Annotated in this window: 14 protein-coding genes and 1 pseudogene; 8 read left to right on the top strand and 7 right to left on the bottom strand. The window is 67.9% G+C overall.

The genetic code is table 11. From position 1 onward, the window contains the following. A partial coding sequence (locus AC1D1W_RS16995; RefSeq protein ID WP_476944302.1) for a gluconokinase occupies window positions 1-414 on the top strand: 414 nt, incomplete at its 5' end. Window positions 415-468: 54 nt separating this feature from the next. Then, window positions 469-1,863 (top strand): GntT/GntP/DsdX family permease, encoded by a 1,395-nt coding sequence (locus AC1D1W_RS16990; protein ID WP_223913985.1) that lies wholly within the window; start codon window positions 469-471, stop codon window positions 1,861-1,863. 136 nt (window positions 1,864-1,999) lie between these two features. Here the strand turns inward: AC1D1W_RS16990 and AC1D1W_RS16985 are convergent, their stop codons facing one another. The 4 genes from AC1D1W_RS16985 to AC1D1W_RS16970 all read right to left on the bottom strand — a co-directional run bounded on the left by AC1D1W_RS16985 (window position 2,000) and on the right by AC1D1W_RS16970 (window position 5,360). After that, window positions 2,000-2,899: an anti-sigma factor gene (locus AC1D1W_RS16985; protein ID WP_476848770.1), complete on the bottom strand. Its 900-nt coding sequence runs from the start codon at window positions 2,897-2,899 to the stop codon at window positions 2,000-2,002. Window positions 2,900-2,909: 10 nt separating this feature from the next. After that, window positions 2,910-3,515 carry an ECF RNA polymerase sigma factor SigK gene (gene sigK, locus AC1D1W_RS16980; RefSeq protein WP_223913940.1) on the bottom strand — a complete coding sequence of 202 codons (606 nt, stop codon included), beginning with the start codon at window positions 3,513-3,515 and terminating at the stop codon, window positions 2,910-2,912. 307 nt (window positions 3,516-3,822) lie between these two features. Further along, entirely contained in the window at window positions 3,823-4,290 is a 468-nt protein-coding gene (locus tag AC1D1W_RS16975; RefSeq protein WP_026538402.1) for a tRNA (cytidine(34)-2'-O)-methyltransferase, read from the bottom strand. A gap of 83 nt (window positions 4,291-4,373) precedes the next feature. After that, window positions 4,374-5,360, bottom strand: coding sequence for a J domain-containing protein (locus AC1D1W_RS16970; protein ID WP_476944301.1), 987 nt, complete (start codon window positions 5,358-5,360; stop codon window positions 4,374-4,376). A gap of 110 nt (window positions 5,361-5,470) precedes the next feature. Between AC1D1W_RS16970 and AC1D1W_RS16965 the strand changes: the two are divergent. Both AC1D1W_RS16965 and AC1D1W_RS16960 read left to right on the top strand, forming a co-directional pair. Then, window positions 5,471-5,677, top strand: a pseudogene (locus AC1D1W_RS16965) (hypothetical protein); the annotation flags it as partial. Window positions 5,678-5,749: 72 nt separating this feature from the next. Further along, on the top strand, window positions 5,750-6,274 hold the full coding sequence (locus AC1D1W_RS16960) for a hypothetical protein (RefSeq protein WP_476944303.1): 525 nt from the start codon (window positions 5,750-5,752) through the stop codon (window positions 6,272-6,274). Between the two features lie 61 nt (window positions 6,275-6,335). Here the strand turns inward: AC1D1W_RS16960 and AC1D1W_RS16955 are convergent, their stop codons facing one another. Next, a complete protein-coding gene (locus AC1D1W_RS16955; protein ID WP_476873220.1) occupies window positions 6,336-6,764 on the bottom strand; it encodes a hypothetical protein in 429 nt (142 codons plus the stop codon). Window positions 6,765-6,856: 92 nt separating this feature from the next. On the opposite strand from AC1D1W_RS16955, the gene AC1D1W_RS16950 reads away from it, so the two are divergent. Next, complete coding sequence (locus AC1D1W_RS16950) at window positions 6,857-7,627, top strand: helix-turn-helix transcriptional regulator (RefSeq protein WP_476944300.1); 771 nt, start codon at window positions 6,857-6,859, stop codon at window positions 7,625-7,627. On the opposite strand, the gene AC1D1W_RS16945 is transcribed toward AC1D1W_RS16950, so the two are convergent. Then, the gene (locus tag AC1D1W_RS16945) at window positions 7,569-8,570 is read right to left on the bottom strand and encodes a DMT family transporter (protein ID WP_476944299.1); all 1,002 of its coding nucleotides are present in this window, start codon (window positions 8,568-8,570) and stop codon (window positions 7,569-7,571) included. The two genes, AC1D1W_RS16950 and AC1D1W_RS16945, sit on opposite strands and share 59 nt — an antisense overlap. Before the next feature lie 151 nt (window positions 8,571-8,721). Here AC1D1W_RS16945 and AC1D1W_RS16940 point away from each other — a divergent pair, with 151 nt between their 5' ends. Then, window positions 8,722-9,963: a cysteine desulfurase family protein gene (locus AC1D1W_RS16940; protein ID WP_476944298.1), complete on the top strand. Its 1,242-nt coding sequence runs from the start codon at window positions 8,722-8,724 to the stop codon at window positions 9,961-9,963. 20 nt (window positions 9,964-9,983) lie between these two features. Here AC1D1W_RS16940 and AC1D1W_RS16935 read toward each other — a convergent pair whose 3' ends face one another. After that, on the bottom strand, window positions 9,984-11,222 hold the full coding sequence (locus tag AC1D1W_RS16935) for an NAD(P)/FAD-dependent oxidoreductase (RefSeq protein WP_476944297.1): 1,239 nt from the start codon (window positions 11,220-11,222) through the stop codon (window positions 9,984-9,986). Between the two features lie 256 nt (window positions 11,223-11,478). On the opposite strand from AC1D1W_RS16935, the gene mnmA reads away from it, so the two are divergent. Both mnmA and AC1D1W_RS16925 read left to right on the top strand, forming a co-directional pair. After that, on the top strand, window positions 11,479-12,591 hold the full coding sequence (gene mnmA, locus AC1D1W_RS16930; protein ID WP_476944296.1) for a tRNA 2-thiouridine(34) synthase MnmA: 1,113 nt from the start codon (window positions 11,479-11,481) through the stop codon (window positions 12,589-12,591). 318 nt (window positions 12,592-12,909) lie between these two features. Beyond that, the coding region (locus AC1D1W_RS16925) for an ABC transporter substrate-binding protein (RefSeq protein WP_476944295.1) at window positions 12,910-13,679 on the top strand (770 nt) is incomplete at its 3' end.

Genomic DNA, 13,679 nt, shown 5'->3' with positions numbered 1-13,679 from the left:
GACCTGCACCCCGAATCAAACGTGGCAAAGATGCACGCAGGACAGCCGCTGACCGACGAGGACCGGTGGCCCTGGCTCGAAAGCATTGCGGACTGGATCCGGGCCCACAMCGGCGCCGGGAATCCCGGCGTCGTGACCTGTTCGGCGCTGAAGAAGCGCTACCGGGACGTTCTGCGCGGCGAAGGGGTGGTTTTCGTGTTCCTCGAGGGATCACGGGACAAGATCTCCGACCGGCTGGCCTCCCGCCACGGGCACTTCATGCCCCCGGCCCTGCTGGAGTCCCAGTTCGACGCGCTCGAAGCCCCCACGGCAGACGAAAACTTCATCTCCCTGTCCGTCTCCGCAACGCCGGCGGAAGAAGCACAGGAAATCATCACCCGACTTAATCTCGACGCCGCCGACGCCAGGCCCTGAGCCTTCCCGCGTTTCGCCGCGACCAAGGAATTTTTTGTGAAATCACTGATAGCAATGCAGCTTCCGGCTGCCGTTGAGGCCGGGACCGGCGTCAATACCCAACTACTGATCATCGCGGGTCTGGGCATCGCCCTGCTCGTGGTCCTGATCGCCAAATTCAAGTTCCACCCCTTCCTGGCCCTGATTCTGGGGTCAGGATTCGTCGGCCTCGCTGCCGGTGTGGAACCGGCCAAGGTGATCATCAACTTCGAGGACGGCGTGGGCGGCGTCCTGAAGGAAGTCGGTCTGTTGGTCGCCCTCGGCGCGATGCTGGGCAAGCTGCTCGCGGACTCCGGCGGCGCGAACCGGGTGGTCGACACCCTCCTGGCAAAGGCCACCGGAAACAAGCTGGTCTGGTCCATCACGCTCGTAGCCGTGATCATCGGCCTGCCGATGTTCTTCGAGATCGGTCTCGTCCTGCTGCTGCCGGTGATCGTCCTGGTCACGCAGCGCTCCAAGATGCCCCTGATGCGCATCGCCATCCCGGCACTGGCCGGCCTGTCCGTGCTGCACGGGCTGGTGCCGCCGCACCCGGGACCGCTGATCGCGATCAGCGCCGTCAAGGCTGAACTGGGCACCACACTGGCCCTCGGCATCCTCATCGCCGTCCCCACGGTGATTATCTGCGGCCCGCTCTTCTCCCGCCTGGCGGCCCGGTGGGTCCCGGTGGGTGCCCCCGCCGTCGCCGGCGGCGTCGATACCGTGCACGGCGCGGACATGGAGGGCGTCAAGCGCCCGCCGAACTTCACCGTCACGCTGTTGACCATCATCTTCCCAGTGGTCCTCATGCTGCTCAGGGCCGTTGTGGACATCATCTGGCCGGACCCCAAGACGGCCCCCGCGATCCGGATGTTCTTCGACTTCGTCGGGCAGCCGCTGGTGGCGATGACCCTGGCCGTCCTGCTGGCCATGGTGACCTTCGGCTACGCCGTGGGCCTCAACGGCGCCAAGATTACGAGCAAGATCGCTGCCAGCCTGGGCCCGATCGCGGGGATCATCCTGATTGTCGGCGCAGGCGGCGGCTTCAAGCAGACGCTGATTGGTGCCGGTGTGGGTGACTCGGTGAAGGCCTGGGCCGAGGGGACCAACATGTCCGTGCTTGTGCTCGGCTTCATCGTGGCCGTTGCCCTGCGCCTGGCGACAGGCTCAGCCACCGTCGCCACCGTGACGGCCGCCGGCATCGTGGCACCGCTGGCCAGCTCGCTGTCGCCGACGCACGCCGCCCTCCTGGCCCTCGCGATCGGCGCGGGCTCGCTGTTCTTCTCGCACGTGAACGACGCCGGGTTCTGGCTCGTCAAGGAGCTGTTCGGACTCACTGTGGGCCAGACCTTCAAGACCTGGTCCGTCATGGAAACCCTGATCTCCGTGGTGAGCTTCGGCCTGGTCATGCTGCTCTCGCTGGTCATTTAGCCGGGCAGGACAGCGGCCGGACAGGACGTCCGCCGGTCACAACACAAAGCCGCCCGGGCCTTGAGTCCTTCTACGGAAGGAGCCAAGGCCCGGGCGGCTTTGTGTGTGCGGGTGGCTTGCTGTCTCCTGCGGGTGGCTAGGCGTCCAGCGGTGCGGCGGCGACGGTCGGCAGGGTAGGCGACGCGGATCCGCCTTCGGGCTCCACGGTGATGCCCAGCGCGGCCGCGGAACCGATGCCCTTGACCACCGCGGGCTTGGACAGGGCTTCAGCGTCCATGAGGCCCTGCGAGACCGGGGCCGAGCCGTCCTTGGGGATCAGCCACATCTGGTAGACCTTGCCCACGGGCGGGGCCGGGACGCCGTTCATTTTGACGACGGCGGCATCCTTGGACGGGGAAATCGACACGGTGGCGGTGCCGCCGCCGTTGACGTCGACAGTAGCCTGGCGGACGTCGCTGGCCTGCATCACCTGATTCAGGGGATCGTTCTGGTTGGCCACGTAGGCTCCGACGCCCACACCGCCCAGGGCGATCACGGCTGCTGCGGCGACGCCGATAAGCCAGTTCCGCATGCCCTGCGGGCGGCGGCGCTCTTCCCTGCGCTGGCGGGCCGCGCCGAGTTCGTCGATGGCGGGCAGCGCGGAGCCGTCGCGTACCGGATGCGGCAGCACCGGCGTCGCTTGCGGAGCCGTGCCGGGAAGCGGCACTGCGGCGGGGGACTGCGCTGCGGCCTGCTCTGCTGTCTGCGCAGGCAAGGATGACATGATCCGGTCCAGCAGCCCGGGCGGAGGCTCTTCCTCTGCGGTGAAGCTGGTGGCCAGGGTCTCCCGGGCCTGCCGGACCCGCTCGTTGAAGGCAGCCCTGTCTGCTGCCGGTGCGGAGGCGAGGAACTGCTCGATTGCGGCGCGTTCGGCGTCGTCCACGGCGTTGAGGGCATAGACCTCGGCAAGGTCCACCACGCGGCCGGACGACAGGTCGGTGGCGATCTCGGCGGTGAAGCCGCCGGGGAGGCGGTTGTTGTTCTCATGTGCGTTCATATCGGTCAATTCAGCTCACCCCCAAGCAGGTCTTCAGTCGGATGAGTCCATCGCGGATGCGGGACTTGATGGTAGGTACCGCGGCATTCAGCCGCTCGGCCACTTCCCGGTAGGTGAGGCCGCCGTAGTACGCCAGCCGGACGGACTCCTGCTGCGTATCGGTCAGCGTCTCCATGCACCGGACCACGGCCTCGGCCTCGAGCCGGCTGCCGACTTCGTCCGAGACGGAATCGTGGTCGATCTCCTGGCTGCTGGCACCGTATCTGGCTTCGCGGTCGGTGGCGGACTGCGAGGACCGGACCTTGTCAACGGCGCGTCGGTGCGAGATCGTCATGAGCCAAGCGAGCGGACTGCCGGCGGCGGGATTGAATTTGGCGGCGTTCTGCCAGACCTGCAGGAAGACTTCCTGGGTGGTGTCCTCACTGAGTTCGGTATCGATCAGGACCCGGCGTGCCATGCCGAAGACGCGCCTGGAGGTGAGGCTGTAAAATTCCGCGAACGCCGTCTGGTCGCCCTGGGCAATCAGTGCCAGCAGGCTGCTGAGCCGGCCGTTGATGTCGGCTGAGGTGTCCGCCGGTGCGGCGGCCTCGGGGTTCGGGGCATTCGGAGTTTCCATCACTCCCAAGCATAGGGCGCTTGCAGCCCAACGCGGGCCAATCGGTGCGGCATGCGTCGAGGGGCCGTCCCCTGCCACGCGGGCAGAGGATCTGTCCAGATGTACTGTTCTCACCTGCCGCTCCTCGCTCCCTTCCGTTTCTCCGCACTAGGCCCGGTAGACACAATGTGAGTGGGCGGATTGGTGTCCGCCTTCAGAAGTGATTCGGTGCGCCCCGGCATCTGGATGGGCGTGCTGCGCGGGAATTCTTTCCCGCGGGCCGCCCGGGGGGCCGCCGCACGTCCTGGCGGGCCTTCGCGGCGGACCGCTACAACTTGGCCCCTGCAAACCCGTTCTGGCGCCACGCCTCGTAGACGGCGATGGATGCCGCGTTGGCCAGGTTCAGTGACCGGAGGGCTGGGAGCATCGGCAGGCGCACCCGGGACGTCACCCGGGGACTGTGTTTGACTTCCTCGGGCAGGCCTACGGATTCAGGACCAAACAGAAGGACGTCGCCGGCACGGTAGCGGATGTCTGTGTACGTGGTCTCGCCGTCGGAGGTGAAGGCAAATACCCGTTCCGGCTCGAGAGCGGCCCACGCCGCGTCGATGTCCGGGTGGACGGTCACGACGGCGAGGTCGTGGTAATCAAGGCCCGCCCGCCGGAGTTTGGCGTCGGAGAAGTCAAAGCCCAGGGGCTCCACCAGATGCAGTTCGGCCCCCGTAATGGCAGCCAGTCTGATGGCGTTTCCCGTATTGCCGGGGATTTCTGGGGTGTGGAAGAGGATGCGGAACACCGTCCCATCCTAGCGAGCCGCCGGCGTCGAACGCGCCTCGGGCCTTCCCTTCCCCTGGGCGCAGGGGAGCGCCTGGGCGGAATCTAGTGCATTCCGCGCAGCAGGCGGGCCAGCACGGGAACGTTGACGGTGTTGGGCGCCGGTCCCGAGCCGAGGAACAACTTCAGGCCGCGGGCCAGGCCCGCGGCGTTGACCACCTCGACAAGGCCCGAGCCCTCCCCGTACCCGCTTCCCTGGCCGCCGGGGGCGCGGCGGTGCCGGTCGATGACCGGTTGATGCAGATTGCCGTCCGTGCTGTGGACGACAATCCAGCCGGTGACATTGAGCTCGGGGAATATGTCCTGCATCCGGCGCACGATGTGGCCCAGCTGGGGCGGGGCGACGGAGCGTCCGCCGTGGGTCAACGTGCTGCCGTTCCATGCATAGGCACCCGGCGGCAGCAGCATGGATCCGACGATCGCGAGACGGTACCCGGCAAGGACCGCGTGGTCGATGTGGCTGTTGTCCGCCGGGGACTGCAGCCCGTTGACAAGGCGCGCCGCCGGGATGGTGGTCAGGATCTGCCTGCTGATGAGCTGCACGGTGCGCATCTCGCGTTGGATCCGGGCTTCGGCGCCGAAGATGCCGCGTTTGCGGGGCATGCCGTGGACCTGCTGCCGGGCCACGCTGGCGGGAATCAGCGGCACTGCCGACCCGCCGTCAAACTGCTCGAACGGGGGAACGTAGACGGGTGGATCTGCGGCCGTATTCCGCGGCGTGTTCGGCCGGCGCACGTTGGCGGAGGCCCGGCTGCCCGCGGCGGGCGCGTCGAAGTGGGCGCCCTCATCGCCGGCGGGAGACGAATACGCGCCGCCGGGTGCGCTGCCGTAGGACCGGTCGTAGTCCGCGCGGCGCTTGGTGTCGATGAGGGTCTCGTACGCGAGCGTGACGCGCCGAAACGCTGCAGGGTCGCCGCCATGGTCCGGGTGGGCGGTCCGGGCGGCCTTGCGGTACGCGACTTTGATGTCCTTCTCCGTCGCCGTCACGGGGATCCCGAGGACCTGGTAATGCGAGCTGCTGCCCTGCGTCAAACAGAGATCCTTTTCGTTGATGGTGCCGGCGGTGGGAATGCCGGACCGTTCGTGGTCGTCCGGCGTGCCCAGTTTAACCGGCTGGAGGAATAACGACTGCGCGCACAGGGATGGTTCCCGGCGGCTGGCATAATTCAGCGCATGCTGATCGCCGTCGCCGTCAACCCGCGCGCATCCTTTGGCCGGGCGCGGCACGCCGGGAAGGACGCGGCGGCGTACTTCCGCGCAGCCGGGGTGCAGGTGCAGGTCCCGGCGCCCGCCGTCGGGTTCCGCTGGGCATCATTCCCGCCGGGACGGGCAACGACACGGCCCGGGCGCTGGGCCTGCCGCTGCACAACCTCCCGGCGGCCTGCGAACGGGCGCTGGAGTCGTTAGCCGGCGGCGGCCGGATGATTGACGCCGGCAGGATCACCGCCGGAGGATCCTCCCGCTTGTTTGCGGGCGTGGTCTCGGCCGGGTTCGATGCCGCCGTCAATGAGCGGGCCAATCGCTGGCGCTGGCCGCGCGGCAAGATCCGCTACCAGCTCCCCATGCTTCGGGAACTGGCGTCGTTCTGGGCCATCGATTACACGGTGACGGCCGACGGCGAGCAGTGGCAGCAGGGCGCCATGCTGATTTCCGTCGCCAACGGCCAGTCGATCGGCGGCGGGATGAGGATCGTCCCGGGAGCCGCCCTTGATGACGGCTACCTGGACCTCTTCATTGTCAACCGGCTGTCCCGGACCCGGCTGCTGGCCGTGTTCCCGAAGGTCTTTGCCGGCAAGCACGTGGGCCACCCCGCCGTGCAGCTTCGCCGGGTCCGCACCGTGGAACTGTCTGCCGGCAATATCGTGGCTTACGCCGACGGCGAGCGGATCGGGGCGCTCCCGATGACCATTGAGGTCGTTCCGCGGGCCGTCTGCGTCCTGGCGTAGTGGCGTGGCCCGGCGTCTTCGCCCAGCTGCCGGGACCAGTTGCCGGGACCCGCCGTCTGGCCTAGCTGCCTGGCGTCGCGGCCGGCACGGCCTTGCGCGGGGACAGCCTGTTCAGCGCCAGGGCACCCACGAGCAGCCCGAAGTCACGCAGAGCGACATCGTAGAAGCCGCCGAGGACGATCAGGTTGATGATGATGCCCAGCAGCCAGGCGGCCACGAGCACCGATCCGAAGCGCGGGCGCAGCGCCACCGCCACGCCGGCGACGATTTCCACCACGCCAACGATGTACATGATCGTCTGGGCCGGCAGCGGGACCACCTGGGTCACCACGGGGGACAGGTACATCGTCCAGTCGGTCAAGAGGTTCGTGAACTTGTCCAGGCCGAACAGGATCGGCGCAACCGTAAAGACGGTCCGTAGCAGCAGGAAGGCCTGACGGTCCGCCGTGAGCTGCTGTGCGGGATTGGCGAGGGCTGGGGAAACTTTCATGGCATTGCTCCTTCTAAAAATAGATATCTCGATTTTAGAGGCCCCCGCAGCGATTAAGCAATGATTGTTGTTTTTAGAGATATTCTTGTGTCATGACCAAGCTTCCGTGGAACCACAGGCTGGCGGCGGTCGCGTCGCTGGGAGACGAGAGCCGCAGGAGGCTGTTTGACTTCGTCGCCTCAGCGGCAGATGCCGTTGGCCGGGACGATGCCGCGCAGGCCGTGGGCCTGGCGCGGAGCACTGCCTCGTTCCATCTGGACCGGCTCGTGAAAGACGGGCTGCTGGCTGTGGAGTTCCGCAAGCTCGGAGGGCGGGAGGGCCCGGGGTCCGGCCGGCCCGCCAAGCTGTACCGGGCCGCCGTGGATGAGGTCGCGGCCTCGGTGCCCGATCGCCACTATGATCTCGCCGCCGAGCTGCTGGTGTCCGCGATCGAGGACGCAACCAGCGGCGGCGGTTCGCCGCGGGAGGCCCTGCTTCGGGCTGCCCGCGCGAGGGGGCAGTCGGCGGGTGAGTCGGCAGCCCGCGCAGCCGGCCGCGAGCCGGCGGGGGCCACCGGGGCGCGGCCTGCGGACTCCGCCGGCAGCCCCGATGGCGCCGGCCCGTTCGAGGACTTCCTGGCGGGGCAGGGCTATTGCCCGGCGGACGACGGCGGCGGGGGACTGGTGCTGCTGAACTGCCCGTTCCATCGCCTCGCCGCCGGGCACGCAGGCGTGGTGTGTGCCATGAACGGAGCCTTTCTCGGCGGGGCCTCAATGGCCCTGGGGGTCGAACCGGGCCGGATCGAAGCGCTCGCCATCGAAGATCTCAGGGAGCAGGGCCGCGCGCGGCCCGGGCAGTGCTGTGCCCGTATTCGTCCATCGTGACCGGACTGCCTGCGTGAGCCTGCCTGCCTGAAGCGGCGGCGGGCGGCCCGGCTTGGGCCCTGCCGCTGGGGTGGCCGGCGTTGCGGGCCTGGCCCTTGATTCCGGTCAGCAGCACGCCGGCGATCACCAGGAGGCCGCCTGCGATCTGCACGAGGGTGAGCGGGGTCCCGAACAGCACGGTGATGATCGCGGTGAAGACCACCATCAGGTTGAGGTAGTTTCCGGCGGTCCCGGACGGGGTGGTTTTCAGCGCCAGGTTCCAGAGGAGATAGGAACCAAGGGACGGGAACAGGGCGATATACGCCATCGACCAGCCTTCGGCCGCGGTATCGGGAAACCGCACGTTCATGGCGAGAGCAAACGGCGCCAGCGTCACGGTTGCGATCACCACCTGCACCGCTGTGGCCGCGATGGGCGGCACATCCAGCCGGCGGGCAACGATGGTGTAGAAGCCCCAGACGATGATCGCGCCAATCATCATGAGCTCACCGGTGTTGATGGCGAGGCTGACCACGCGGGCCAGCTCGCCCTGGGTCAGGACCAGCAGCACACCCAGCAGGCCAAGGCAGATGCCGAGCCAGCCCAGCCGTGTGGTCTTCTCACCGAGCAGGACGATCGCCATGACCACAATGAGGGCCGGGTTTGCGGCTGTCACCAGCGAGGCGTTCATCGCGGACGTGAATCCGAGCGCGCCGTAGAGCAGCAGTGTGTAGCCGCTCATGCCCAGGACACTCAGCAGCAGAAGCACGGGCCAGCGGCGCAGCACCGCGCCCCAGTCGGGCCGTTCAATGAGGTGGGCCAGGATCAGCAGCGGCACGGCGGCCAGGCTCCAGCGCCAGAAGGTCAGGTCCAGCGGTGTCATTGAGGCTCTGGCGGCCTGTCCGACGACGAAATTGCCGGACCAGAACAAGGTGGCCAGCACAAGGCAGAGGGGCGCTTTCACCGCTTGAATGTACACCAGCCCCGTGCCCGTCACCGGGCTCTTCACTGTGCCTCAGGCTGGTGCCTTCGCCCTGACACCGTGCCTTTGCCCTGACACTGTGCCTTCGCCCTGGCGCCGCGGCGGCCCGGGCGCGCGCAGGTAGAATTGGGCTGTGCCTGCCTACCTCGATCACGCCGCCACCACCACCCTCGCCCCGGAAGCGCTGGCCGCACTGACGCGCGAACTGGCCCGGACCGGCAACCCGTCCTCGCTGCATGGATCGGGCCGCCGTGCCCGGCGCTCCGTGGAGGACGCGCGGGAAGTGCTCGCTGCGGCCGCCGGCGCCCATCCCTCGGAGGTCATCTTCACCTCCGGCGGGACCGAGGCGGACAACCTGGCGGTTAAGGGCCTGTACTGGGCCCGCCGTGCCGAGGACCCGGCGCGGACCCGCATCCTCTGTTCCGCCGTCGAACACCACGCGGTGCTGGACACCGTCGAATGGCTCGAACGGCATGAAGGCGCCGAAGTGTGCTGGCTCCCCGTGGATGACGCGGGCGTCGTGGACCTGGCCGTGCTCGAAGCCGAGCTGTCCCGGGATCCGGGCTCGATCACACTGGTGAGCCTCATGTGGGCCAACAACGAGGTCGGCACCATCCAGCCCGTCGCCCGGGTTGTGGAACTGGCACACGCCGCCGGCGTACCCGTCCACTCCGACGCCGTCCAGGCCTTCGGCTCCCTGCCCGTTGACTTCCGCGGGACGGGCCTGGACGCCATGTCCGTCTCCGGGCACAAGATCGGCGGACCGGTCGGCGTGGGCGCGCTGATCCTGGGCCGGGCGGTGAAGCTGACCCCGGTCCAGCATGGCGGCGGGCAGGAACGCGACGTCCGCTCCGGGACGCTGGACACCGCCTCGATCGCCGCGTTTGCCGCGGCCGCCGACGCCGTTGCCGCGGGACTCCCCAAGGAAGCCGCCAGGATCGCGGCCCTTCGCGACCGGCTGATCGAGGGGGTCCGTGCGGCCGTCCCCGAAGCCGTCCTGCGGGGCGCCCCGGGCCCCGGGCGGTTGCCCGGCAATGCGCATTTCACGTTCCCCGGCTGCGAAGGGGACTCGCTGCTGTTCCTGCTGGACCTCGCCGGCGTCGAATCCTCCACGGGCTCCGCCTGCACCGCAGGTGTTCCGAGGCCCTCCCATGTGCTGCTGGCGATGGGCCTGGACGAGGACACGGCGAGGGGGGCGCAGCGCTTTACGCTCGGGCATTCCTCAACCGACGCCGACGTCGATGCCCTCCTCGCGGCGTTGCCGGGCGCCTACGCCCGGGCCCGCCAGGCCGGCATGGCCGGGCACGAGTCCAGCATCCAGACCGCCGGAACGGTCGCGCGCGAGGCCGCCCGTCAAGCCCCCGCAGGGAGCTAATCCAGGAGCTGATCCAGTAGCTAATCCAGGAGCTGATCCAGGGGTACCGAGGAGTCGGCAAGCAGGCCCGGGCTCACGGCGGTGCGGGCATTGATGAGCGCCTTGATCGCCTTCTGCGGCTTGGCGGCCCGGGGCCAGTTGACATTCATTCCGGCGATCACCTGGCCTTCGCGCTGCCAGAAGGCAATGAACTCCTTGTCCGCAAGCGAGCCGCGGATGACCGGCGGGCCGGCAACGAGCGTCGGGAAGCCCGAGTACTCCATGCTGACGTCGTACTGGTCCGTGTAGAAGTACGGGATGGTGTCCAGCGTGGCGTCGAGGCCGAGCATCGCCTTGGCTGCCACCTTGCCGCCATTCAGGGCATTGGACCAATGCTCGCTGCGGTGGTGTTCCCCGGTGAACGGGTGCAGGGCGTTGGCGACGTCGCCGGCGGCGAAGATCCCGGGCGCCGAGGTCCGCAGCGACGCGTCGGTGAGGATGCCGTTGCGGATCCCGAGCCCGGCCGCCTCGGCCAGACCGACCTCCGGCACAACGCCGACGGCGATGACCACGAGGTCGGCGGGCAGGACTTCGCCCGAGTCGGTGACCACCGCCGTCGCCCGTCCAAACCACCCCTGAATCTCGGCAGCGGACGCCGGAAGCCTGAACCGTACCCCGTGGGCCTCGTGCAGCCCGCGGAAGAAGCCGCCCAGGTCCGGGCCAATCGCCGCGCCCAGCGGCACGTCCTCCAGCCCCATCAGGGTGACGGTGTTTCCAAAGGTGCTGGCGGCAGCGGCCAGTTCCATCCCGATCCAGCCGGACCCGACCATGACCACGTGCAAACCGCCGCCGGCGAGGCGGGCGTGCAGACGCCGGCTGTCTTCGACCGTCCGGAACGTGCTGACGCCCTCGAGCCCGCTGCCGGGCAGCGGGATGGTCCTGGGCCGCGCTCCCGTGGCAAGCAGGAGTGAGCCGTACTCCAGCCGCCGCCCGTCATCCAGAACCACGGCGCGGGCAGCCGGGTCCAGCGCCGTGACCTGGACGCCGAGCCGGAGGTCRACGTCGTTCGCGTCGTACCAGTCCTCGGGCACCACCGGCAGGGCGTCGTCGCCGGCCTTGCCCAGCAGGTACTCCTTGGACAGCGGCGGGCGCAGGTACGGCTGGTGGGACTCGGCGGCCACCAGCACCACCGGACCGCTGAAACCCTCCGCCCGCAATGTTTTGGCGGCGGTGGCGCCGGCCAGCCCGCCGCCCACGATCACGATGTTCCCGACAGCCATGTCCGCTCGATTCCCGCGACGGCGCGCTTCCGTTTTCTAAAACCGCTTGTCCTGACGCTAGAAGGGGGAGGCGGTCCCGTCAAGGCCTTTTGGGGAGGATTCGGCGTGGCGATAGAATGGCGGGGCAGGCATTGTGCTATTTCCAGGGACCAGCAGTAGCACTGCGGTTCAACCCAGCAGTGAAAGCCCGGCAGCACCGCAGCTGCGAACAGCAGCCCTGGAGCCTGTGACACCCCGAACCCTAGAGAAAGCCAGTATGCGAGTTCTTGCAGCCATGAGTGGCGGCGTCGATTCCGCCGTTGCCGCCGCCCGCGCCGTCGAGGCGGGGCACGACGTCGTCGGCGTCCACCTCGCGCTGTCCCGGATGCCGGGCACCCTGCGAACCGGCAGCCGCGGCTGCTGCACGATCGAGGACTCCCGCGACGCCTGGCGTGCGTGCGACATCCTCGGGATCCCGTACTACGTCTGGGACTTTTCCGAACGGTTCAAGGAAGATGTCGTCCAGGACTTCATCGATGAGTACGCCGCAGGCCGCACCCCCAATCCCTGCATGCGCTGCAACGAGCGGATCAAGTTCGCCGCCCTGCTGGAGAAGGCTATCGCCCTGGGCTTCGATGCCGTGTGCACCGGCCACTACGCGAAGGTCATCACGGACGCGGACGGCAACCCCGAACTGCACCGCGCTGCGGACTGGGCCAAGGACCAGAGCTATGTGCTGGGGGTGCTGACCCACGAACAGCTCAAGCACTCGATGTTCCCGCTGGCCGAGACGCCGTCCAAGGCCGAGGTCCGCGCGGAGGCGGAGCGCCGCGGCCTCTCAGTGGCGAACAAGCCGGACAGCCACGACATCTGTTTCATTCCCGACGGCGACACCGCCGGCTGGCTCGCCGAGAAGATTGAAATGACCACGGGGGACATCGTGGACGAATCCGGCGCGAAGGTCGGCGAGCACCCGGGCGCCAACGCGTTCACCGTGGGCCAGCGCCGCGGGCTGAAGCTCGGCACCCCGGCCGCGGACGGCAAGCCGAGGTTCGTGCTGGAGATCCGGCCCAAGGAGAACAAGGTGGTGGTGGGCCCGGAGGCCCTGCTCGCCATCGACGAAATCCGAGGCATCAAGGTCTCCTGGGCGGGGCTGCCCATCGCCGAGGTGGCGACCGGCGAAGAGTTTGACTGCTACGCCCAGGTCCGCGCCCACGGCGACCCCGTCCCTGCCCGCGCACACATGGCGGACAACGAGCTCTTGGTCACCCTCACCGAGCCGCTGCGCGGCGTGGCCCCCGGCCAGACGGTGGTGCTCTACCAGGGCAGCCGCGTGCTCGGCCAGGCCACGATCGATGCCGCGCGCTCGCTGCAGAGGGCCGCGCTCTAGCCGCCCGCCCCACCGACTCCAGCAAAGGGTCCCGCCAGTTGGCGGGGCCCTTCGTCGTCTGTACCCTCCGTCGTCGTCAGACTACCCGGCCGTCCACGGCGCCCGGATGCGCAGGGCCCTGCCGAAGATCCGGGCGGAATCCTGAAGAAAATGAGAGAAACCTTCGAATCGTGTAAATTTTGTGTCTCAACTCACAAAATGCAACGTTTCACCGAATGATCGTCTGGTTGAATCTAGGGATCAGCAAAGCGTGCCGCCCGACGAGTCAGTCGTTTCACTTCGGGTTGCGCTAGAACGCATCGAACAGAAAGTTCACAGATGGCAATGAACAAAAAGGCCTGGCACAGCGTCATCGCGCTGGCCGGGGTTTCCGCCTTTGCACTGACGGCCTGCACAGGGCCGACCGGGGGCGCTGGCGGGTCATCAGCCGCAGCAAGCGGTCCGATCGCCTACGGCACCACGGACAAGGTCACTGCCTTGGATCCGGCGGGCGCGTATGACAACGGTTCGTTCATGGTGATGAACCAGATCTACTCCTTCCTCCTCAACTCGAAGCCCGGCAGCGCAGATCCCGTGCCGGACCTGGCCGAGTCCGCGTCCTTCACCTCGCCGAACGAGTACACGGTCAAGCTCAAGCCGGGCCTCAAGTGGGCCAACGGCCACACGCTCGACTCCAAGGACGTCAAGTTCTCCTTCGACCGGCAGACCAAGATCAACGATCCCGCCGGTCCCGCAAGCCTGCTGACCAACATCGAAAGCATCACCGCCCCCGATGCCAACACCGTGGTCTTCAAGCTGAAGCAGGCGAACGACCAGACCTTCGCTCAGATCCTCAGCAGCCCCGCCGCGCCGATCGTAGACGATGAAGTCTTCCCGGCCGACAAACTGCTTGACGACGACTCGATCGTCAAGGCCAAGGCGTTCTACGGCCAGTACGTGATCGACACGTACAAGAAGAACGAGCTGGTCAGCTTCAAGGCATTCCCTGACTACCAAGGGGTTCTCGGCAAGCCGGCCAACGACGCCGCCACGATCAAGTACTACGCCGACCCCACCAACATGAAGCTGGACATCCAGCAGGGCAACAT

It is taken from the genome of Arthrobacter sp. P1_B4, assembly GCF_056406555.1.
The sequence above is the reverse complement of the archived record's forward strand: the minus strand, read 5'-3'. Positions and strand labels throughout refer to the sequence as shown.